Raw genomic sequence first — 23,866 nt, forward strand, 5'->3', positions numbered from 1 at the left:
TTAAAATGTTAGTTTAAATTTACGAAAATTAAATTTAAAACTATAAATAATTGAAATTATGAAATTACCTTTTTTGACCGCACTTATGTTTAGCTGTGTTTGTTTTGCACAAAATAAAACCGACACAAGTTTGTATATGAAGTCGGATAAAGTTACCTATTTGACTGATATTGGCTCAGAATCAGGCGATTTATATCAAACAATTGGACATCACGGACCAGCAGTCGAAAATGAATGGATGGCTTTGAGAATCTATTTTAGTGATAAAGTGGCTATTGACGTTTATTCTAAAGCAAAACCAGGTTTAGAATTAAAAGCGGCACATTGGTATCCAACACCAGAACAGCAAAAAGAAGGCTGGGGAGCTGATTATTATAAAGTGGCATCAACTGTAGGATTAGGAGGGGTGAAACTTTGGGATGGAGAAAAATTAGTTCCGTTAAATCCAGTGACGAATCGTTTGGCACGTGTTGGCAAAACAGACACGACTTCATGGATGGAAATGATTTCAAAAGGAGTTCCGTACAAAGGAAAAAAAGTTGATATTTTAGTTCGAGTAACTGTATTTTCTGGAAAAAGAGAAGCTAAAGTTGAAGCGGTTAGTTTAACTGGAGAAAAAGTACAATTTGCTACTGGAGTAAATTATTTTAAAGATTTTCAAACTAAAAAAGGAACAAATTATATTGCCGTTTGGGGAAAACACCCTGAAGATGTTGCTGCCGAAGTTATCGAAATTGGAGCTGCAATTAAGTATAATCCTAAAGATTATGAAAAAACAACAGACGACGGGACACAGTATTTGCTGATTTCTAAACCAACAAAAAATTTAGAAACGCAAATCATTTCTTCAAGCGCCAGAGAACAGGAATTAAATACTTTGGATAAACTGGAAGCTTACATAAAATAGTATTGCTATGTTTCGTTAAGTCTCTTTTTAACACATAGAAACTAGGTTTTATATAAATGAGATTATGATTGTCGGCAAAAAACGTACTAAATAACTCAAGAAAGCACGCAGATAACGCGGATTAAACGGATTTCCACCGATTTAATATAAAAATCCGTTTTTATCGGTTTAAATCTGTGTCATCCGCGTGCCATTTTAAAAATTGGTACAAGTAACGAATAGTCATAAAAAAGAATAAAATTACATGTTTAGAATATCGTGCTTAATATTGCTTTTGTTTGCCTTGCATGGATGTAAAATTAAACAACCAGAAGAAAGAAAATCGCAACAAATTGCCTTTATTGCCGATGCTCATTTAGGTGACATTTTCGGGAAATTTCAGGATAATAATTATCAAGGAATCAAGAATCCTATAACTGGAGAATATGCCAATATTCGAACGATGAATTCGCAATTGCATTCGACTCGAATATTCAATGAAAATTATTTTGCTTTTATTGCGGCTCTAGACGATATTTCAAAAAGAGGTATTAAACAAGTTGCGCTTCCGGGTGATTTCAGCGATGACGGACAGCCAGTTCACATTAGAGGTTTAAGAAAGATTCTGGATGGATATTCAAAAAAATATGGTATCTCATTTTTTGTAACAACTGGAAATCATGATGCACCAAAACCGTTTGCTCAAGATGCAGCGAAAACGGATTTTTTAGGAAAAGATGGCAACGAACAAATTATCAGCAGTTCTAAAAGTATTTTAAAAGCTAAAGAAAATCAGTTAGAACCCATTATTACATCAGATATAAAAAATGGAGGCTATAAAGAGACTTTGAATGAAATGGCCAGTTTTGGATTTTTTCCAAGAAAAGAATTTTTGTATTGGGAAACACCTTTTTCAAGTTATTCCTATGACGATTATAGTTTTGATAAAGCAGTAAATGAATCAGTCTTAGAAAAGAGAATTTATGCTGTAAAAGGCACTAATCTATTTCTTCCAGATGCAAGTTATTTAGTTGAACCAACAAAAGGTATATGGCTTCTGGCAATTGATGCGAATGCTTATGTTCCTAACGAAAAGTTATCTGGTTTACCCAATAATCCAAATGATTTTTCAGGAGCAAGCATAGGTTATAATAACGTTCTTATTTATAAAAAACACTTGATCGAGTGGGTCAGAAAAGTTTCGGCGGAAGCCAAACAAAAAGGAAAAATACTGATTGCTTTCAGTCATTATCCGATGGTTGATTTTAACGATAATGCCTCAGCAGAAATGAAAAATCTTTTTGGATCAGATAAAATGCAATTGTCAAGAGTTCCTGAAGAAGAAGTAGCGCAGGTATTTGCAGATGCTGGCATTCAGATTCACTTTGGCGGACACATGCATATTAACGATACTGGAGTTAAAACATCGGCAAACGGAAATACATTATTCAATATTCAAACTCCATCTTTAGCAGCTTACAAACCGGCTTATAAAATACTTACCATTCATTCAAATTCTGATTTTGAGATTGAAACTGTAGTGGTTGGTTCTGTTCCGAAATTTAATGGTTTATTTCCTTTTTACGAAGAAGAATATGCTCATTTACAGAATATAAAAAGCCCCGCTATTTGGAATAAGGGTATTTTGAAAGCTAAAGATTATGAGGATTTTACACAATGGCATTTAAAAGAATTAGTGCGTCTTCGGTTTTTGCCAGAAGATTTTCCAGTCAAATTCTTAGCGTCGTTTGCAAATCTTTCAGGCAAAGATTTGTTAGTGATCAATAAAAATAGTTCAGAAATAGAAAAAGAAGTATCGGAGCGTAATTTAAAGCTTGACAATTTTGAATCATGGAAAGGCCTTGATATGATTTTCGATTTTTACAGATTAAAAAATGCGGATGAATTAGCGGTTCCTGAAATTGGTCTTAATAGATTAAAACAATATCAAATCGTTTGCAGACAACTTGAAAAAGCTGACGATGAAAAACTGGTTTTATGGGCAAAAATATTTTTAAAGACAATGAACAGCCAGCCTTCAAATCATTTTAAAATCAACTTAAAAAACAACACTATAGAGCGTATAAAACCTTAAATAGATCTTAAGATTTTAAATGCCGAAAAATAATTAGCTTGCATATATAATTCTTTGTATGAAACAGAATTCCTTTATATTATTCTTTTGTTTGATTTTTGTTTATTATTCTCATTCTCAGAATATTAAATTTGATCATTATAACGACAACAACGGACTGTCACACAATTCTGTGCGTCATATTGTTCAGGATAAAAAAGGTTTTTTGTGGTTTGGTACATTCTCTGGACTGAATCGTTTTGACGGATATCAGTTTAAAAAATACATGAGTTCTTCGGCAAGTGAAAACAGATTGCATAATGATGATATCACGGCTTTAGATCTTGATGAAAGTTCAAACAATTTATGGATTGGTACCAGAAAAGGACTGACACTTTATAAAATCGACACCAACGAATTTACAACATTTTTGCCTCAGGCAAACAATTCAAAAAGCTTGCCTGATGAAGAAATTAGAGCCGTACATGTGGATAAATTCAAAAGGATTTGGGTAGGAACCAAAACCAAAGGAGTTTATATGTTTTTTCAAAAAGAAAACCGTTTTGAAAAAGTTTCGATTCCAGGATTTCAATATGTAAATGAAATTTTTGAAGACAAAAACGGCGGAATCTGGGTTGGAAGTTATGAAACCGGATCGGTCGCAAAAATTACCTTAGATGCAAAAGGTGAAATTGTCCGCATAAATAATTATACGTTATTGGTTCCCAATTCAGCGGAAAAAAATCCATACATTAATTTTATTTATGAAGATGCAAAGTCGGATATTTTTATAGGAACCCGCGAAGGCCTTTATAAACTGGATAAAGCAGCAAATAAATTTGTAAATCTTTATATAGAAAACAAAGAGATTAGAAACAATTTGGGACCTTATTTTCTGTCAGTCGCTAAAGCTCCAGACGGAAAATATTGGGTTGGAACACTTGGCGGTTTATTGGTTTGTAATCAGTTAGAAGACATTCAAAAAGGGAATTATAAATGGTATTATTCGATATTGTCTGATGATACTTCGATAGTTGACAATTTGGTATCGGCGTTATATTTTGATGCTTCAGGCGTTTTATGGATTGGTACCGAAGATGGATTAGATAAATATGATCCGTACGAAAACCAGTTTATTCTCAATAAAGATATTTCTCATTACATTGGAAATCAATCTCCTAGAATCAGAGGGTTTGCAAAAACGTATGACGGAAAAGTAATTGTCGAAACAAGACACGACGGACTTTTTATATCTAATGCAAAAGGTTTTGCACCATTATACAACAACAAAAAAGACATGGTAAGTATTTATTCTGATGACGGAAAAATATTTTACTGCGGACTCTGGAATGGGAATGTTTTGGTGTATAATTATTTGACCAATTCGTCAAAAGAAGTGAATGTTGGGTTTACTACAACACCGGTTTTTGCATTTAGCAAGATTGATGATAAAACCATTATGATTGGCTCTTTTGGTGAAGGAGCAGTGATATTGAATACACAGACTTTGCAAGTACAAAGTGCTACGGGTAAATTGCTTCCTGGTTTTCAAATTAATGCTATTGAAAAAGACAGAAACAATAATGTCTGGATTGCGACCGAAACTGGCGCAGCAAAATACAATACAAAAACAGGCAATATAAAAATCTACAAATCGCTTTATGCTCAAGAAAAAGGTATACCGCACGATGATAATATTAGTGATGTTTTAGTTGATATAAAAGGAAGAATTTGGGCTTCTACGCGTGTTGGGTTATGTCTTTATTCGCCTTCGAAAGATAATTTCATTCCGCTTACAAATCCCAAAGAGTTATCAGGAAACTGGATAACAGATATGTTGTCAGACAGTAAGGGGAATTTATGGCTAAATATCAACAACAATACGGTTGCAAGACTTAATTCGAATTTAAAAGATGTAAACGTTTATCATGTAAAAAGCGGGAACAGACTGGATGTTTTTAGTTCCAGCAGTTTTTTCAATTTTAACAGTTCCAATATTTATTTAGGGACTAAAAACGGTATTATTTATTTTTCTTTGGATAAAATAATCAATAATAAATGGTCGCCATCGCCAGTAATTACTGAATTTAAAATTCAGAATGAAGAGATTGTTCCGGGAGCCGAAATTAACGGGCAAGTACCGCTTTCATCTGATTTGAATTACAGCAAAAAGATCGAACTAAATTATAAAAACCGCGATTTTTCGCTTCAGTTTTCGACGCCTTCTTTTACAAATGAAAAACTTAATAAGTTTGAATATATGCTGGAAGGTTTTGATAAAGATTGGATTACGACAAATAGCAGTTCAAGAACGGTTCAGTATACCAATCTTTATCCAGGAAGCTATACTTTTAAGATCAGATCGAGTAATAGTGACGGACATTGGAGCAAAGTCGTTTCTTATGAAATTGTAATTCAGCCTCCTTTTTGGTTGACGCCATTTGCATTGTTTCTGTTTCTGATACTTTTGTCGGTTATTTTTTATTTTGTTCGAAAAGAAATTAGAAACCGTATTCGCTTAAAACAAGAATTATTAACTGAAAAAATTAAACGTGAACAGGATATTAAACTCAACAATGAAAAACTTCGTTTTTTTACTAATATCTCGCACGAATTAAGAACGCCTTTGACCTTAATTTTAGGCCCTGCCAAACAATTATTAGAAGAAGGGAATGCAAGCGATTATCAAAAAAGCAGGTACAATTTGATTCATCAAAATGCAAGCCGAATGCTGAATCTTGTGAATCAGGTTTTAGATTTTAGACGTGCTCAGGCTGGCGAATTAAAACTTAAAGTTTCGGAGACAGATATTATCTCTTATTCTAAAAATATCTTTGAATCCTTTAAAGAACTGGCTTACAATAAAAACATCACATTAAATTTTAATACCGAAAACGAAAATCTTACGGGCTGGGTTGATAATGATAAGTATGATAAAATTTTATACAATCTATTATCCAATGCTTTAAAATTTACGAATAAATTCGGAAATGTTGACTTGTTCATGAGGCTTAAAGATGGAGAAGAAGGCAGATTAATTATTGAAGTAAGTGATGATGGAATTGGTATTCCCTTAAAAAGTCAGGAGAAAATTTTCAAGCGTTTTTATCAGGTTAAAGGCAATAAGGATCAAAATACGGGATCAGGAATTGGTTTGTCATTAGTGAAATCGTTGGTGGCACTTCATAAAGGAACAATTAAATTAGAAAGTACAGAAGGCGAAGGAAGTATTTTTACTGTTGAATTGCCAATCGATCGCAGTTTTTACAGTGATAAAGAAGCATTTGAATTTGTTTTGAAAAATGATAATCAAAGCATGTCTATTCCAGAGAAAACGGTGAAAAAGATTCTCCAGAATACTGAATTGAAACAAAAAATAGTTGTAGTAGAAGATAATACCGAACTAAGAAAATATCTGGTAGATTATTTATCTGATTATTACAAAGTTTATGAAGCCGAAAACGGAATGGAAGGTCTGAAATTATGCAGACAAATTAAACCAATCCTTTGTGTGGCCGATGTTATGATGCCCGTAATGGACGGACTAGAATTTTGTGAGGAATTGAAAAGAGATGAATTTATCAGTCATATTCCAGTTATTTTATTGACCGCACTTTCTGAAAACGATGATAAGGTCCGAGGTTACGGCGTTGGTGCCGACGGCTATATTGTAAAACCGTTTGAGCCTTCATTGCTAAAAACGGTTATTGAAAATATCATTAAATCGAGATTAGAGTTAAAAGAAAAATTCTCAGGCGAAGTAGAAAGCAAAGTTGGTTTGCTGACACATTCTCCTATCGACGAAGAATTTATGGAAAAAATCACAGGTTTAATAAATGATAATTTAAGCGAAGTTGAATTGTCTACAGAATTTCTATGTGATAAATTAGGTGTAAGTTCTTCAAAACTCTACCGAAAAATTAAAGAGCTTACAGATTTGGCTCCAAACGAATTTATTAGAACCATACGTTTGAAAAAAGCAGCACAGCTTTTGAAAACAAAAAGATATAATGTATCTGAAGTTACAGAATTAGTTGGCTTTAATGATCCTCTATATTTCAGTAGATGCTTTAAAAAGCAGTTTGGTTTCCCGCCAAGTAAGTTAATTACGAGCTGATTTTGTAATATGCCTGCCCGCTCGGACAGATAAGACAAAGCACACAGATAAAACGGATTAAACGGACTTTCACCGATTTAATATAAAAATCCGTTTTATCGATTTAAATCTGTGTCATCTGCGTACCATTTTCATAATTAATATAAGTAACGAATATTTATTTTGTAATGTATTGTAAATCAGTTAAAGTGATTGAAAACTATCCATGTTTTTGACGAATTAGTCCATTTAATTCTCTATTTGATAGTATATTTTTGTGTAGTAATCTTTAAATAAAATCAAATGAAAAAGATAATAGACACAGATAAGCCATTAAAGAACTTGGACGAATGGGAAGATGATTTGCTAATTCGTTATCCTGATCCAAGTGAAAATATAAAAGAAAAAGAAGAGTTTAGAAATTACATTGATTCAGAAAGAGTAGAAACCGTTAAGGAGTTTTACAGAATGAATCACACTTATCAAACCTATGATTTTGTTTGCAGCAAAGAAGAGGAATTTTTGCAGTTTAACAAAAAGAGTTTGTCTATTTGGGAAGCTGTTGAATTTTTAAATACGCTTGTTGATGACAGTGATCCAGACATCGATTTAGATCAGACACAGCATCTTCTGCAGACTTCAGAAGCTATCAGAGCAGATGGACACGAAGACTGGTTTGTTTTAACTGGTTTTTTGCATGATCTTGGTAAAGTTTTATGTTTGTTTGGAGAACCGCAATGGGCTGTTGTTGGGGATACTTTTCCAGTAGGCTGTGCGTATTCAGATAAAATAGTCTATCCCGAATTTTTCAAAGATAATCCAGATTTTACAGATAATAGGTTTAATACCAAATTGGGTATTTATTCAGAAAATTGTGGTCTAGATAAAGTAAAAATGAGCTGGGGTCATGACGAATATCTGTATCAGATCATGAAAGATTATTTGCCAGATCCAGCTTTATATATGATTAGATATCATTCATTTTACTCACAGCACAGAGAAAATGCCTATGCACATTTGATGAATGAAAAAGATGTAGAAATGTTTGAATGGGTTAAAAAATTCAATCCGTACGATTTATATACAAAAGCACCTGTTAAACCAGATGTAAAAGCCTTGCTTCCTTATTACAAAGAATTAGTCGCTAAGTATTTGCCTGAAAAACTGAATTTTTAGAATACAAATCACAACCTTTTTAAATTAAGAGCTTCTTCCTGCAGGGTTTTCAAAACCTTGCAGGTGTAACTCTTTATGGTTTCATATAAAAGAATAATTAATGAAGAACTTAAGAACTAAAATAGTTTTATTGAACCTTTTTACCCTTTGCGTTTCTATTGTTTTTGGACAAGACAAAAACAATAGAAACGATTGGGAAAATCCTGAAGTATTTCAGATAAATAGGGAGCCAGCGCGTGCATCATTTCTGTCTTATGCAGATGAAGCATCGGCAATAAAAGATATTTATATTAGTTCGCCTTGGTATTTTTCATTAAATGGAAATTGGAAATTTTCCTGGGCACCAACACCAGATGAGCGCCCGAAAGATTTTTATAAAACAGATTTTAATACCATAAATTGGAAAGAGCTTTCAGTGCCTTCAAATTGGGAACTAAAAGGATACGGCATTCCAATTTATACTAATATTACCTATCCTTTTGAAAGAAATCCTCCTTTTATAAACCATTCAGATAATCCGGTTGGATCATACAAAAAAGATTTTGATCTGCCTGAAAATTGGAAAAACAGACACGTATTTCTTCATTTCGAAGCAGGAACATCAGCCATGTATATTTGGGTTAATGGAGAAAAAGTAGGCTATACCGAAAATACAAAAAGCCCTGCCGAATTTGATATTTCGAAATATTTAAAACCAGGAAAAAACAATCTGGCTGTTGAAGTGTATAGATGGAGCGACGGTTCTTATCTTGAAGATCAGGATTTTTGGAGACTTTCAGGAATTGATAGAAATGTTTATGTGTATAGTACAGATCATATTCGCATTTCCGATTTTTTTGCAAAACCTGATTTAGATTCCCATTATAAAAACGGAAGTTTAAGTGTTGATGTCAATTTGAAAAACTTGACTTCAACGGCTATAAACAATCAAAAATTAGAAACTAAATTGATTGATGCTTCAGGAGCAGCTGTTTTTACTAAAGAACTAAAAATCAATTTCGAAGGAAATAAAATTCAGACCATCAATTTCTCCCAAGAGGTATCAAGTCCAAAATTATGGAGTTCTGAAGCTCCTAATTTATACAATTTGGTACTTACGCTAAAAAATGAAAAAGGGAATATCGTAGAATCTGTTTCTACTGAAATTGGTTTCAGAAAAATAGAACTCAAAAACGGGCAATTGCTGGTAAATGGAGTGAGAATCATGTTTCACGGGGTAAATATTCACGAAACAAATCCTATTACCGGACATTATCAGGATGAAGCCACGATGATGAAAGATATTAAATTGATGAAACAATTTAATATCAATGCAGTTCGCCTTAGTCATTATCCGAACAATGTTTTATGGATGAAACTTTGCAACAAATATGGATTGTATTTAATCGATGAAGCCAATATTGAAAGCCACGGAATGGGAGTCGAGGGACAACCTCTTATTTGGATGAATCCAAAAACGAATCCAGGTTATCTTCCGGAATGGCGTGAGGCTCATTTGGACCGAATTTACAGTTTGGTCGAAAGGGATAAAAATCAGCCATCAGTAATACTTTGGTCAATGGGGAACGAATCTGCAAACGGGCCTGTTTTTAAAGAAGCTTACAAATGGATAAAAAAAAGAGATAATACCCGATTAGTTCAGTTTGAGCAAGCAAAAGAAAACGAAAACACAGATGTTGTTTGCCCAATGTATCCAACAATTGCTTACATGAAAGAATATGCTTCTCGAAAGGAAGTTAGTCGTCCGTTTATCATGTGTGAGTATTCACATGCAATGGGAAACAGCAACGGAAATTTTCAGGAATACTGGGATATTATTCGCGGAAGCAACAACATGCAAGGCGGATTTATTTGGGATTGGGTGGATCAAGGATTTGAAGCGAAAGACGAAATAGGCCGTAAGTATTGGGCTTATGGAGGTGACTTGGGAAGCCAAAATTATACTAATGATGAAAACGACTGTAACAACGGATTGCTTTTGCCAGACAGAACACCAAATCCTGCAGCATATGAAGTTAAAAAAGTATATCAGGATATTTTATTTCATGCTGTTGACATTAAAAACGGATTGATTAAAATAACAAACGATTTTGGGTTTACAAATTTGAAGAGTTACAACTTTAACTACCAAGTTTTAGAAAATGGAAAAGTTATAAAAGAAGGCCAAATCGATGTTGATTTAAATCCAAAATCTGAAAAAGAGTTTAAAATTGATTTACCAAAAATAACAGCTAAACCAGGTTTTGAATATTTACTGAATGTTTTTGCAAATACGAAAATAGGTTCTGAATTAATGCCTCAAAATTTTGAAATAGCAAGAGAACAATTTGTTATCGAAGGCGGCGATTATTTTGCAAAAGCAGTTCAAAAGAATGCTTCATCAAATATAAAAGAGGATAAAAACGAATATGTTTTAACTGCTTCAGATGTTACAGTTAAGATTAGCAAATCAACAGGATTAATAACATTTTATAGTTCAAAAGGAGAACAATATTTTAAACAATATCCAGAACCTAATTTTTGGAGAGCGCCGACAGATAATGATTTTGGAAATAAAATGCCAATAAAATCAAATGTTTGGCGAACTGCAGGCAATAATTACACTTTGGAATCAATTCAGCAAACTGAGGAAAATGGAAAAAATTATATTGTTGCAAAGCTGAAACTTAATGACGTTTCTTCAGATTATATAATCAAATATTGTTTGAACAATGATGGTTCATTAGAAATACTTCCATCTTTCAAAAGAGGAAATAATCCATTGCCTGAAATGCCTCGTTTCGGAATGATTTTTTCTTTAAAAAGCGACTTTGAAAATCTTGATTATTATGGAAGAGGCCCTTGGGAAAATTACCCTGATCGAAATGAATCGGCATTAAAAGGAATTTATCAAAGCAAAGTTGCTGATCAGTATGTTTCGTACACACGCCCACAGGAAAACGGATACAAAACAGATGTTCGCTGGTTCAAACTTTCAGACAAAAACGGCAATGGACTTGAAATAAAAGGGTTGCAGTCTCTGGGGATGAGTACTTTGAATAATTATCCAAGTGATTTTGATCCGGGTTTAACAAAAAAGAATCAGCATATCAGTGACATCACACCAAGAAAAGAAATTGTCGTATGTACTGATTTAACCCAGCGAGGTTTAGGAGGAGACAACAGCTGGGGATTGCCTCCGCACGAGCAATATTTATTGAAAGGAAATGAATACAACTACGGTTTTGTAATAAAACCAATTAAATAATTAATAGTGTTCAGTGTTCAGTTTTTAGTATTCAGTTCTCATTATAAGCCAAGACTGAACACTAAAAACTGAACACTGAACACTAAAAAAAACTGAATACTGAATAACAAATGAGTAACAATACCAATAATGGAAGATTAACTTCTTTAGATGCGTTGAGAGGGTTCGTGATGTTTTGGATCATGAGCGGTGAACACATTATTCATGCTTTGGCAAAAGCCGCTCCAATTCCGGTTTTTGTTTGGATGTCGTCGCAATTGCATCATACAGAGTGGGATGGGATCACATTTTATGATATGATATTCCCTGTATTTCTATTCGTAGCCGGAGTTTCAATGCCGTTTTCGTTCGAAAAGAAAGTGAATAATGCAGGTGTTGCATCTCCCATGGAATTGCCATCAAACGAAAAAAGAAAAATATACGTGTCTATGTTAAAACGGACTTGTATTTTATTGATTTTGGGATTTGTAGTCAACGGACTGCTGCGCTTTGATGGATTTGATCAAACCCGCTTTGCAAGTGTGTTAGGTCGCATAGGACTAGCATGGTTTTTTGCAGGTTTGATTTTTCTGAATTTTGATTTAAAAAAGCAAATATATTGGTTAATAGGTATATTGATTGGTTATTTTTTAGCAATGAAGCTGATACCAGTTCCTGGTTTTGGAGCTGGTATCTTAACCAAAGAAGGTTCTTTAGAAGGATACATCGACCGAATGTTTTTGCCGGGAAGATTGCACAGTCAAGTATACGACCCTGAAGGATTATTCTCCACTATACCAGCCATTGCAACAGCTTTGCTTGGAATATTTCTCGGGACATTTTTGAAAACAAAAAATGATTTTTCGATAACTCAAAAAGTATTGATGATGCTAGTTTCAGCAATTATTTTGATCGTTATAGGACTTTTGTGGGATTATAGTTTTCCTATTAATAAGCATCTGTGGTCAAGTTCATTTGTCTGTTTTGTTGGCGGCTTCAGTATTTTGTTTTTTACCTTTTTTTACTTGATAATTGATGTCTTGCACTTTAATAAATGGGCATTCCCTTTAATATTGATTGGTTCAAATTCGATTTTGATTTATATGGCCTCCGAAGGATTAGTAAACTTTAAACATACCGCAGATTATGTATTTGGAGGACTTATTAAATTTTCGTCAATAGATTGGCAGCCTGTTTTTACAACCATGTCTGTCACAATTGTACAGCTGGCTTTACTTTATTTTCTGTACAAACGAAAGTGGTTCTTAAAAGTCTGAAAACAAACAGAAAGGCTTTTTTAAGATTAAAAAAATTATGTTTTAAGAGTGTAATTATGTGCACTAAATGAACTCAATATAAAAAGATTATGATGAATACCGTCCTTTAATTAAAAGGCAAAACTTTACTATACTAACCACCGTCAACCACCAAATTATGAATACATTAACCACCGCAGATTACATCGTTTTTCTTATTTACTTTGTGATCGTTACGTCATACGGCATATATATCTACAGGAGCAAAAAAAATGCAGCGACAAGCTCTAATGATTATTTTTTAGCCGAAGGATCACTTACATGGTGGGCAATTGGGGCATCTTTAATTGCTTCTAATATTTCGGCAGAACATTTTATCGGCATGAGCGGTTCAGGCTTTGCACTTGGATTAGCGATTTCTTCTTATGAATGGATGTCGGCTGCTACATTAATTATCGTTGCCGTTTTTATCCTTCCGGTATATCTTAAAAATAAAATATTTACGATGCCGCAATTTTTGGCAAAAAGGTACAATGATACTGTAAGTACCATTATGGCCGTAATTTGGTTATTGATCTATGTATTCGTAAATCTTACATCAATTATTTATTTGGGAGCCTTGGCAATTTCATCAATTGCGCCGCTGAGCTTTGAATTTTGTATTATCGCATTGAGTTTGTTCTCTGTTATAGTTACTTTAGGAGGAATGAAAGTTATTGGATATACCGATATGTTTCAGGTTATCGTTTTGATATTGGGCGGTTTGGTTACAACTTATTTGGCATTAACCTTGCTTTCAGAGCAATTTGGATTTGGCAAAGACATTCTAAAAGGATTGGCTATTATAAAAGATGAAGCGCCGGGCCACTTACAAATGATATTTGACAAATCGAATCCGCATTATGCTGAATTGCCTGGAACTTCAGTCATTATTGGAGGCATGCTGATCAATAATTTAGCTTATTGGGGATGTAATCAATATATTGTACAAAGAGCATTGGGAGCCGACTTAAAAACGGCCCGTAAAGGAATTTTATTTGCGGCTTTTTTAAAGCTATTAGTTCCAGTTATTGCTGTTTTACCAGGCATCGCAATGTATGTAATGCATCAGAACGGAATGTTTCAGCATGAAATGCTTGATGCAGCGGGAGTTTTAAAGCCAGATCGTGCATACCCAACCTTGATGAATTTATTGCCTTCTGGATTAAAAGGAATTGCTTTAGCTGCTCTAACCGCAGCAATTGTCGCTTCTTTGGCAGGAAAAGCAAACAGTATTTCGACTATTTTTTCATTAGATATTTACAGGAAATATTTCAATAAAAATGCTTCTGAAAAAAAATTGGTACGAATTGGGAGAATCTGTGTTGTAGTCTGCATGTTCATTGCAGCTATTGTAGCGCCAGCATTAAAAACATTAGATCAAGCCTATCAGTTTATTCAGGAATATGTAGGTTTCTTTTCACCAGGCGTTCTTGCTGTGTTTTTATTGGGGATGTTTTGGAAAAGAACGACAGCGACCGCAGGACTTGCCGGCGCATTGCTGACAGTGCCAATTGCGGCAGTTTTGAAATTTTTGCCAGTATGGACAAATGGCTCTTTTCCAGATTATCCTTTTTTAGACCGAATGAGCATAACCTTTGTTGCAATTGTAGTAATTATGGGAGCTTTAAGTATTTTAAAACCGGAGCCAGTAGTGGAAAACGAAGCGCATAAAATTGAAGTCGATAAATCGATGTTCGGAGTATCATCAGAGTTTGTTGTTGGATCATTTATTATTTGTGGAATCTTAATCGCGTTGTACACCATTTTTTGGTAAACCGTTTTGCAAGATTTAGGTTCTATGAAAGTTAAAAAATATAAAAATGACTAAAAAAAGATTTTTAAAGAAAAGTTCAATCATCTTGCTTTTCCTATTGTGTTGTAATATTGGGATTTACGCAAAAGGAAAAGACTATTTAGTGACGTCTTTTGGCGCTGTAGCCGATGGCAAAACATTAAATACAACAGCAATTCAAAAAGCGATTGATGCTGCATATAAAAATAAGGGAGGAAGAGTAATTGTTTCAAAAGGAAAATTCCTGTCAGGCAGCATTGTATTGAAAGATAATGTTGAATTATTTTTTGAAGATGGAGCAATACTTTTAGGAAGTGCAAATCCTAATGATTATCCTAAATATGAAGGAATAAGAGCATTGGTTTTGGCTTATAATTCAAAAAACATAGCGATAACAGGAAAGGGAATTATTGACGGTCAGGGAAGAGAATTGGCATTGGCGGTTGATAGTCTGCATCATTTTGGAATAAAAATCGATCCCAATTATAATTACAGAAGAATGCGTCCATCAGATGGAAGAGGAAAATTAGTTTCTTTCGTAAAATGTGATTCAATAAAAATGACTGACATTACATTGAAAAACAGCTCAGGTTGGGTACAATGTTTTGAACAATCTAAAAATATTGTTGTTGATCGTATAAAAGTTGACAGCAGAGCTTACTGGAATAATGATGGAATTGATATCGACGGCTGTGAAAATGTAAGCGTAACCAATTGCGATGTAAACGCAGCAGATGACGGAATTTGTTTAAAATCGGATTCTCCGGGACTGCAGAATAATAATATTTATATAGCAAATTGCACGGTACGATCAAGTGCGAGCGCCGTTAAGTTTGGAACAGGTTCATACGGAAGTTTCAAAAACGTTACCATCGAAAACATTAAGGTTTACGATACTTTCAGATCGGCAATTGCAATTGAATCTGTAGATGGTGCTGAAATTGAAAACATTAAAGTATCAAACATAACAGCTGTGAACACAGGAAATGCGATTTTAATTAGGTTAGGTCATAGAAATGGCGAAAAGCCAGGTTACATCAAGAATGTATCTATTAAAAATGTAAAAGCTCAAATTCCGTTTGGGCGCCCAGACATAGATTATGATATGCGCGGACCAGAGGTTGATTATTTTCACAATCCTTTTCCGGCTTCAATTGCTGGAATTCCGGGATATTCTATTGAAAATGTAGTTCTAGAAAATATTGAAATTACGTATCCGGGCAGAGCTTCAAAAGGAATGGCCTATTTGCCTTTGAGCAGATTAAAAGACGTTCTTGAAAATGAGAAAGGATATCCTGAATTTACCATGTTTGGAGAATTGCCTTCGTTTGGGTTTTACGTTCGTCATGTCAACGGAATTGAAATGAAAAACATAAAAGTAGTCCACGAAAAAGAGGATTTTCGTCCAGCATTTGTTTTTGATGATGTAAAAGGACTTTCAATGGAAAAGATCGATGTTCCTTCGGATAAAATAAATCAAATTATTTTTAAGGATGTTTCTTCGAGCAAGCTTGATGCAGAAGCCTTAAAGAGAAAAAGCGAACCTATACAAAATACATTTGTCTTGCCAGCGAGATAAATTCAAGAGAATTAGATTTATAAATAAAAATAAAATGATGAAAAAATCTATAATTGCCATAATTGCTTTTGGTATTTCATTGACTATGACTGCTCAAAAAGTATATGATGTCAAAAAATTTGGAGCCAAAGGAGATGGGAAAACGAATGATGCAGCTGCTATTCAAAAAGCAATAGATGCTTGTAGTATAACAGGGGGTCAAGTACTTATTCCTGCTCCCTTTACATTTTTAGCAGGTCCTTTTAATGTAAAATCAAATGTGGATTTGCATATTGAAGGAGGCGCAAAAATTTTAGCGAGCCCAGATGAAAAATTATATACAGAAAGCGCTTTTCGAGAGAATAAAGGCGAAGGCACAATCTGGATAGGCGGAAAAAACGTTGAGAATTTGACTATTAGTGGCAACGGAAAAATTGACGGAAACGGAATTTCTTTTATGGGAGAAGAATTAGCAGATTCTTATGTTTTAAAACCGTTTAATATTCTCGATCCACGACCACATGTTTTGACTTTAATTGGAGGAAAAAATATCAGAATTAAAGACGTTCATATTGGAAATTCAGCGTATTGGACCGTTCATCTTATTGGTTGTAATGATGTTGTAATTAGCGGGATTACTTTACTGAACAGTTTAAAAGTCCGCAACAGTGACGGTATTGATATTGACCATTCAAAAAATGTTCGCATCAGCGATTGTTATATTGAAAGCGGTGATGACTGTATCTGTCTTAAAAACAGAAGAGAATTTGAAGAATTTGGCTCTTGTGAAAACATAACGGTAACGAATTGCACAATGACCAGCAGCAGCTGTGCCATCAAAATTGGTTCAGAAAATATGGATGCAATCAGACAGGTAGTCTTCAATAATTGTATTATTAAAAACAGTAACCGCGGAGTTGGAATTCAAAATCGAGACGAAGGAACAGTAAGCGATGTCATTTTCTCCAACATAATTATTGAAGGGCGTTTGACTACAGATACCTGGTGGGGAAAGGCAGAACCAATTTATGTAACAGCATTCAGTCGTGCCAGCGGCAATCATAAAGATGCAAACTGGCGATTCCCGAAAGGAGCAACGGAAGGAAAAGTTGGGACAATAAGTAATATCTATTTTATCAATATTCAATGCACAGGCGAGAATGGAGTTTTTGTGAGCGGAGAAACTAAAGATAAAATTAAAAATATAGTTTTTGAAGGCGTCAATGTTTCGATCAATAAAATTTCTAATTTCCCGGGTGGAGTGTATGATCGTCGTCCGTCAAAAGTGGATGGTTTTGTAAAAGGAAGCACTTCAGGATTTTATTTTGATACTGCAGAAAATATAAAAGTGCAAAATTGCGCTGTGACTTGGGGAAACAATAAGCAGGATTATTTTAAATATGCTGTTGAAAGTAAAAATGTAGATGTTTTAAAAGTGAATAATTTAGACGGAGAATCGGCTTTTCTTGAGAAATATGAAGCGGTGAAAAAACAATAAGTTTTTTTAAAGAAATTAAAAAGCAGTACATTTCAACATAAAATCTAAGCAATGAAAACAAACATAATTACAAAAATCATTTTAGGAAGTTTATTATTTAGCGGTATTTCTGGGCATGCCCAAAAGACAACTTTAGAAGTTGATGTTAGTAAAACCATCACTAAAATTAAGCCTACGATGTTCGGTTTGTTTTTTGAAGATATCAATTTTGCTGCAGATGGAGGTTTGTATGCTGAAATGATTAAAAACAGGTCTTTTGAGTTTGACAAACCTTTGATGGGATGGGAACAGCCCAATACCAAAAGATCTTCTTTGAATATGAATTCTGGTGTTGCAACACCTATTAACGTATCGGAAAATAAAAGCAATACTAATTTTTGCAGAATTCTTGTAAATGATCCAAAAGGATATGAAATCATTAATGAAGGTTTTCGAGGAATGGGCGTCAAAAAAGATGCAAAATATAATCTTTCATTAAAAGCGGCCAATCATGAAGGCGCCATCAAAAAAATAATTATTCAGTTTATTGATAAAGATAAAAAGGTTATTGGTGAAACGAGTATTGTACCAACATCTGATGAATGGAAAAATTATTCGGCACAATTTACAGCAACTCAAACGGAAGCAAAAGCCAAACTCAGAATAACTTTTGAAGGCAAAGGAACGATAGATTTAGACATGATTTCAGTATTTCCGGAAGATACTTGGAAAAATAGAAAAAATGGACTTCGCAAAGATATTGTACAACTTTTATATGATATGAAACCTGGATTTTTACGCTTCCCGGGCGGATGTATTGTGGAAGGAAGAACTTTGGCAGATCGTTATCAATGGAAAAAATCGGTGGGAGAAGTGGAGAACAGAAGAACCATGATCAATCGTTGGAATATGGAATTCAGCCACAAGCAAACACCAGATTATTTTCAAAGTTTCGGACTTGGTTTCTTTGAATATTTTCAGCTTTCAGAAGACATTGGTGCAACGCCTTTGCCTATTTTAAGCTGTGGAATGGCTTGTCAATACAATACAGGAGAATTAGCTCCAATGGAAGAACTTGATCCGTACGTGCAAGATGCTTTAGATTTAATTGAATTTGCAAATGGCTCAGTGAATACGGTTTGGGGTAAATTACGTTCGGATATGGGACACCCACAGCCATTTAACTTAAAGTTTATTGGCGTAGGTAATGAACAATGGGGACCAGCTTATATTGAAAGATTTGTAGTTTTTGAAAAAGCGATTAAAGCAAAATATCCAAATATTACAATTGTTTCGGGCAGCGGACCATCGCCAAATGGAGAGTTTTTTGATTTTGGAATGCAGGAACTTAAAAAGTTAAATGCAGAACTCATAGATGAACATTATTATGAAAGTCCGAAATGGTTTAGAGAAAATGCAGCGCGTTACGATAAATACGACCGAAAAGGACCAAAAATATTTGCCGGGGAATATGCAGCGCAAAGTGTTTCGGGTGCTAATCCAAATAATAGAAACAATTGGGAATGTGCGTTTTCTGAAGCTGCTTTTATGACTGGATTGGAAAGAAATGCCGAAGTGGTAAACATGACTTCGTACGCTCCATTAATGGCGCATGAAGAAGCATGGCAATGGACGCCAGATATGATTTGGTTCAATAACTTAACAGCATTCGGCTCTGCCAATTATTATGTACAGCAATTATTTTCAACCAATAAAGGAACTGATTTATTGGCTATTACGAAAGACGGAAAAGCAGTAATAGGTGAAAACAATTTATATGCATCTGCGGTAAAAGATGTCAACACAAAAGAAGTAATTATAAAACTGGTAAATACAGGAGCTGAGATGCGAGAAGTTGCCGTTGATTTGAAAGGTGCAAAATTAGCTTCAAAAGGTGCAGTAATTACACTGACAAGCCCGAATTTGCAGGATGAAAATACATTTAATGAGCCTAAAAAAATAAGTCCAAAAGAAACAGAATATAAATTGAAAGGTGAGAAAACAGTAGTAAATCTACAGCCTTTTTCGGTAACAGTTTTGAAATTAAAATCGATTAATTAAAGTAATTTTGATTGTATTAGTTTTTCTATTAAGTTTATAATTAGATTGTTATATGTTTATTTGCTAAGTAAACGCTTTAAAAATGAAGGTTTAAAAGTAAATAAATTCAAAAAACTATAAATAATTTAATAAACTTGAAAATGAGAAAACTGTTATTGATTATTTTTTTTGCCGGTATTTTTGGAAGTACGGCACAAAATTCTGTTTTAATAAAGAAGCTTGACGGAAGCACAATTTCTTCGGATAGTCTGACAAAAAAAATTGAACAATTAATGAAAAACGGCGACGTCAAAGGTTTGGGCGTTGCCGTTTTTAATTCAAAAAAACCTGTTTATATTAAAACTTTTGGTTACAGCGATGTCGAAAGTAAAAAGCAATTGCAATTAAATACCAATTTATACGGAGCATCGCTTAGCAAAGCCGTTTTTGCTGTTTTGGTTTTAAAACTTGTTGAAGAAGGAGTTTTAGATTTGGATAAACCTCTTCAGAGTTATCTTCCAAAACCAATTTATGAGTATGAGCACAAGGTTTGGCATGAGGATTATAAAGATTTGAAAGACAGTCCTGAATATACAAAAATAACAGCCAGAATGTGTCTCGATCATACAGCCGGATTTCCAAATTGGCGCTGGTTTGAATCTGATGAAAAACTGCGAGTAAAATTTGAGCCAGGAACAAGATACAGTTATTCAGGAGAAGGATTGACGTATCTTCAGGTCGTAATTGAAAAAATTACTGGAAAACCTTTAGAAGAATTAGCTCAGGAAAAAATATTCAAACCGCTTGGTATGACTTCTTCCAGTTATAAATGGCAATCGCAATTTGAAAAAGATTTTGCGTACGGATACGATACAGAAGGTAAAAAACAAGAAAAAGATAAAGACAATGCACCACGAGGAGCAGGAACACTTGAAACTACTTTTGAAGATTACAGCAAATTTATTACTGCAGTTTTGAATAAAAAGATTCTGAAAGCAAAATCATATAAGGAAATGTTCAGTCCGCAGATTCGTATTCATTCTAGAAATCAATTCGGTCCCGGAGCCTTGGAAGATGGAAATTGGAATGACGGAATTGAGCTTTCTTACGGATTAGGCTGGGGAGTTCTAAAATCACCATATGGCGTTGGCGCTTTTAAAGAAGGGCAGGGCTCCGGTTTTCAAAATTATAGTATTGTGTATCCTGAAAAAGGAATTGGAATGCTCATAATGTCCAACAGTTATCCTACAAGCGGGATAATAAAATATTTGTTGGAAACAGGAATTGCAGATACCTATACGCCATGGGAATGGGATCAATATATTCCTTATGATGCTAAAAAAGGATTGTAATTTACCGTTTTTGCTGTATAAATATTGTGGACGTTTAAACAAAGTACATTCGGACGTTTAAACAAAATTGATGCAATGTATCGCCTATACCTTTGTTCCATCAAGAAACAATTAAAAATTTTCTAACAATGGAACAGAATAATTATCAAGGAGCACAGCAAAAACCGATTAATTCAGGATTTAATTCATCATCAACAGCAAGTGATGTAATAAAAGGCATTGACCTTGCAGGTAAAATTGCAATCGTAACAGGTGGAAACACTGGAATTGGTCTAGAAACAGTAAAAGTACTGGCAAGTGCAGGAGCAACCGTTATAGTTGCAGCAAGAGATATTGAAAAAGCAAATAAAAATCTGGCAGCGATTGAAAATGTTGAAGTCGAAGCAATGGATTTAACAGATCCAAAATCGATTGACGCATTTGCTGAGAAATTTTTAGATTCGAATCGACCTCTTCATTTACTGATTAACAATGCAGGTATAATGTGGGTTCCGCTCCGCAGAAACAGCAATGGTATTGAATCACAATTGGCTACAAATTATTTGGCTCAATTTCAGCTTACTGCCAGATTATGGCCGGCTTTAAAAAAGGCTAATGGAGCAAGAGTGATTAATGTTTCTTCTCAAGGACATCAGTTTGGCGATTTTAATTTTGATGATCCTAATTTTTTTAATCGCGAATATGAAACATTGCAGGCTTACGGTCAGTCAAAAACTGCGAGCAATTTATTTGCATTAGAATTAGATGAAAGAGCTAAAGAACATAAAGTGAGAGCTTATTCACTTCATCCAGGTTCGATTGGAGGCACTGAATTGGCCAGAGAAGCACCATTAGATTTGTTTATTAAAATGGGCTTTTGCGATGCTGAAGGCAATATAAAACCAGAAGTTGCAGCTTCTCTTAAAACAATACCTCAAGGTGCTGCAACTACAGTTTGGTGCGCTGTGAGTCCAAAACTGAATGATATTGGTGGCGTCTATTGCGAAGATTCAGAAATTGCATCAATTGCTATTGGTGATTCGATAGCTCCGGGCGTTAAAATTCATTCATTAGATCAAGCCAATGCTGAACGTTTGTGGACTTTAAGTGAAGAAATGACGGGCATTAAATTCGACATATAATAAATAAAATCAACACTGCTTTTTTATTTTTTAATATCTTTAGAAGAATAAAGATTAAATAATAAAGAGCAGTGTTTTTTATTAGAAAGAAATACGATGAATTACGAAGCAAAATACATTACCGAAGATATTAAGCTTTCTAGATATGAAGATACATTCTTCAAATCAGATATTATGTTTGAGCATCATATGCTGATATGGTTTATTTCCGGAGAAACAAAAATTGTGCAGGCTGATGCGACTTATATTTTTAAAAAAGGGGATATTTTTTTAATACCCAGAAATCAATTGGCAACTATTATCAATTATCCAAAAGACGGACAGCCGCATAAAACAGTTGTAATGCATTTATCAATACAAAAACTGCGTGATTTTTATGCAAAATTGGATCTAAAAACAAAAGCATTGCAATCGCAGAAAATATACAGTTTCAATAATCATCCTTTGCTGGAAAGCTGTCTGGCATCATTGATTCCGTATTTTGATATGGAAGAACTTCCGGAAGATATTGCTTCTCTAAAAATTACAGAAGCAATTACGATTCTAAGGACAATTGACAAAGACATTGACAATGTACTGGCTAATTTTGAAGAGCCGGGCAAAATTGATTTAGCTGGATATATGGAGAAGAATTTTATGTTCAATCTGTCTTTAGAAAAATTCAGTTATTTGACAGGGAGAAGTTTGACGACCTTTAAAAGAGATTTCAGCAAAACGTTTGACAGTACACCACAGCGATGGCTCACTAAGAAAAGATTGGAATTGGCACATTATCAATTTGCTGAAAAAAGGAAGAAACCAATTGATGTTTGTTATGAAACTGGTTTTGAAAATCTTTCGCATTTTTCGGCAGCATTTAAAAAGAGATTTGGCTATGCACCAACAGATTTATTGAATAAATTAAATACTAACAGTTAGTAAATTAGATAAACATGCCTTGGAATCCTGAAATATATAATAAATTTAAAGACATTCGATTTAAACCTTTTGTTGATTTGATGGAACTTATAGAACCTGCAGCATCTGGAAATGCTATTGATTTGGGCTGTGGAACAGGGGAGCAGTCAATTTTTTTGGCAGAAAAATTTAAGGAGCTAAACTTTTTAGGTGTTGATTCTTCGGCTGAAATGCTTTTGAAATCAAAAGCATTTGAGACAGAAAATCTTCATTTTCAACAAGCAACAATTGAAGGCATCGCAAATTCTGATAAAAAATGGGATTTGGTTTTCAGCAACGCGGCTTTGCAATGGTCAGACCATCATGAAGTTTTATTTCCAAAATTGATTGATTCACTAAATTCTGGAGGACAATTTGCAGTTCAAATGCCTGTTCAGAAAGAAAATACGCTGAATAAATTATTATATGAAGTGGCAGATGAAGAACCTTTTAAAAGTTATCTAAAAGGTTGGAAAAGAGATTCTCCGGTTTTGAGTATGGATCAATATGCACAGATAATGTTTGATGGAAATCTTGAAAATATTCAAGTTATGACGAAGGTATATCCTATAATCGCTCAAGATCATGATGCACTTTATGATTTTATTTCAGGTTCGGCACTGATTCCGTATATGGAATTTTTAGAAGAGGATCAACAGAAGTTTTTTACTAAGACATTTAAAGAAAAAGTAGCGGCTAATTTCCCGAAACTTCCTGCCATTTATGCTTTTAAGAGAATTTTTCTTTATGGTGTTAAAGCTTAAAATTATAAATTAGCCTGTCTTGTTGGTAATTAGCAAAAAGGTAATTTAACACATAGAAACATAGATTTTA

Annotated in this window: 14 protein-coding genes; all 14 read left to right on the forward strand. The window is 34.1% G+C overall.

From position 1 onward, the window contains the following. The first annotated feature begins 58 nt into the window (after positions 1–58). The gene (locus tag GKZ88_RS13305) at positions 59–907 is read left to right on the forward strand and encodes a DUF4861 family protein (RefSeq protein ID WP_155102856.1); all 849 of its coding nucleotides are present in this window, start codon (positions 59–61) and stop codon (positions 905–907) included. 244 nt (positions 908–1,151) lie between these two features. After that, complete coding sequence (locus GKZ88_RS13310; RefSeq protein ID WP_155102857.1) at positions 1,152–2,981, forward strand: metallophosphoesterase; 1,830 nt, start codon at positions 1,152–1,154, stop codon at positions 2,979–2,981. 58 nt (positions 2,982–3,039) lie between these two features. After that, the gene (locus GKZ88_RS13315; protein ID WP_155102858.1) at positions 3,040–7,077 is read left to right on the forward strand and encodes a two-component regulator propeller domain-containing protein; all 4,038 of its coding nucleotides are present in this window, start codon (positions 3,040–3,042) and stop codon (positions 7,075–7,077) included. A 282-nt stretch (positions 7,078–7,359) separates the two neighbouring features. Next, positions 7,360–8,232 carry an inositol oxygenase family protein gene (locus GKZ88_RS13320; RefSeq protein WP_155102859.1) on the forward strand — a complete coding sequence of 291 codons (873 nt, stop codon included), beginning with the start codon at positions 7,360–7,362 and terminating at the stop codon, positions 8,230–8,232. Positions 8,233–8,332: 100 nt separating this feature from the next. After that, positions 8,333–11,479: a glycoside hydrolase family 2 TIM barrel-domain containing protein gene (locus GKZ88_RS13325; protein ID WP_155102860.1), complete on the forward strand. Its 3,147-nt coding sequence runs from the start codon at positions 8,333–8,335 to the stop codon at positions 11,477–11,479. A 110-nt stretch (positions 11,480–11,589) separates the two neighbouring features. Beyond that, a complete protein-coding gene (locus GKZ88_RS13330; RefSeq protein WP_155102861.1) occupies positions 11,590–12,735 on the forward strand; it encodes a DUF5009 domain-containing protein in 1,146 nt (381 codons plus the stop codon). Between the two features lie 157 nt (positions 12,736–12,892). Further along, positions 12,893–14,530: a sodium/sugar symporter gene (locus GKZ88_RS13335; RefSeq protein WP_155102862.1), complete on the forward strand. Its 1,638-nt coding sequence runs from the start codon at positions 12,893–12,895 to the stop codon at positions 14,528–14,530. 46 nt (positions 14,531–14,576) lie between these two features. Next, complete coding sequence (locus GKZ88_RS13340) at positions 14,577–16,127, forward strand: glycosyl hydrolase family 28 protein (protein ID WP_155102863.1); 1,551 nt, start codon at positions 14,577–14,579, stop codon at positions 16,125–16,127. Positions 16,128–16,161: 34 nt separating this feature from the next. Further along, positions 16,162–17,604 (forward strand): glycosyl hydrolase family 28 protein, encoded by a 1,443-nt coding sequence (locus tag GKZ88_RS13345; RefSeq protein ID WP_155102864.1) that lies wholly within the window; start codon positions 16,162–16,164, stop codon positions 17,602–17,604. A gap of 51 nt (positions 17,605–17,655) precedes the next feature. Continuing rightward, positions 17,656–19,644 carry an alpha-L-arabinofuranosidase C-terminal domain-containing protein gene (locus GKZ88_RS13350; protein ID WP_155102865.1) on the forward strand — a complete coding sequence of 663 codons (1,989 nt, stop codon included), beginning with the start codon at positions 17,656–17,658 and terminating at the stop codon, positions 19,642–19,644. Between the two features lie 140 nt (positions 19,645–19,784). Further along, the gene (locus GKZ88_RS13355; RefSeq protein ID WP_155102866.1) at positions 19,785–20,975 is read left to right on the forward strand and encodes a serine hydrolase domain-containing protein; all 1,191 of its coding nucleotides are present in this window, start codon (positions 19,785–19,787) and stop codon (positions 20,973–20,975) included. 128 nt (positions 20,976–21,103) lie between these two features. Beyond that, the gene (locus tag GKZ88_RS13360) at positions 21,104–22,096 is read left to right on the forward strand and encodes an SDR family NAD(P)-dependent oxidoreductase (RefSeq protein WP_155102867.1); all 993 of its coding nucleotides are present in this window, start codon (positions 21,104–21,106) and stop codon (positions 22,094–22,096) included. Positions 22,097–22,192: 96 nt separating this feature from the next. Beyond that, the gene (locus GKZ88_RS13365; protein ID WP_155102868.1) at positions 22,193–23,014 is read left to right on the forward strand and encodes an AraC family transcriptional regulator; all 822 of its coding nucleotides are present in this window, start codon (positions 22,193–22,195) and stop codon (positions 23,012–23,014) included. A 14-nt stretch (positions 23,015–23,028) separates the two neighbouring features. Continuing rightward, a complete protein-coding gene (locus GKZ88_RS13370) occupies positions 23,029–23,796 on the forward strand; it encodes a methyltransferase domain-containing protein (protein ID WP_155102869.1) in 768 nt (255 codons plus the stop codon). The last annotated feature ends 70 nt before the right edge of the window (positions 23,797–23,866 follow it).

It is taken from the genome of Flavobacterium sp. LC2016-01, assembly GCF_009711135.1.
In the GTDB taxonomy this organism is placed as follows: Bacteria; Bacteroidota; Bacteroidia; order Flavobacteriales; family Flavobacteriaceae; genus Flavobacterium.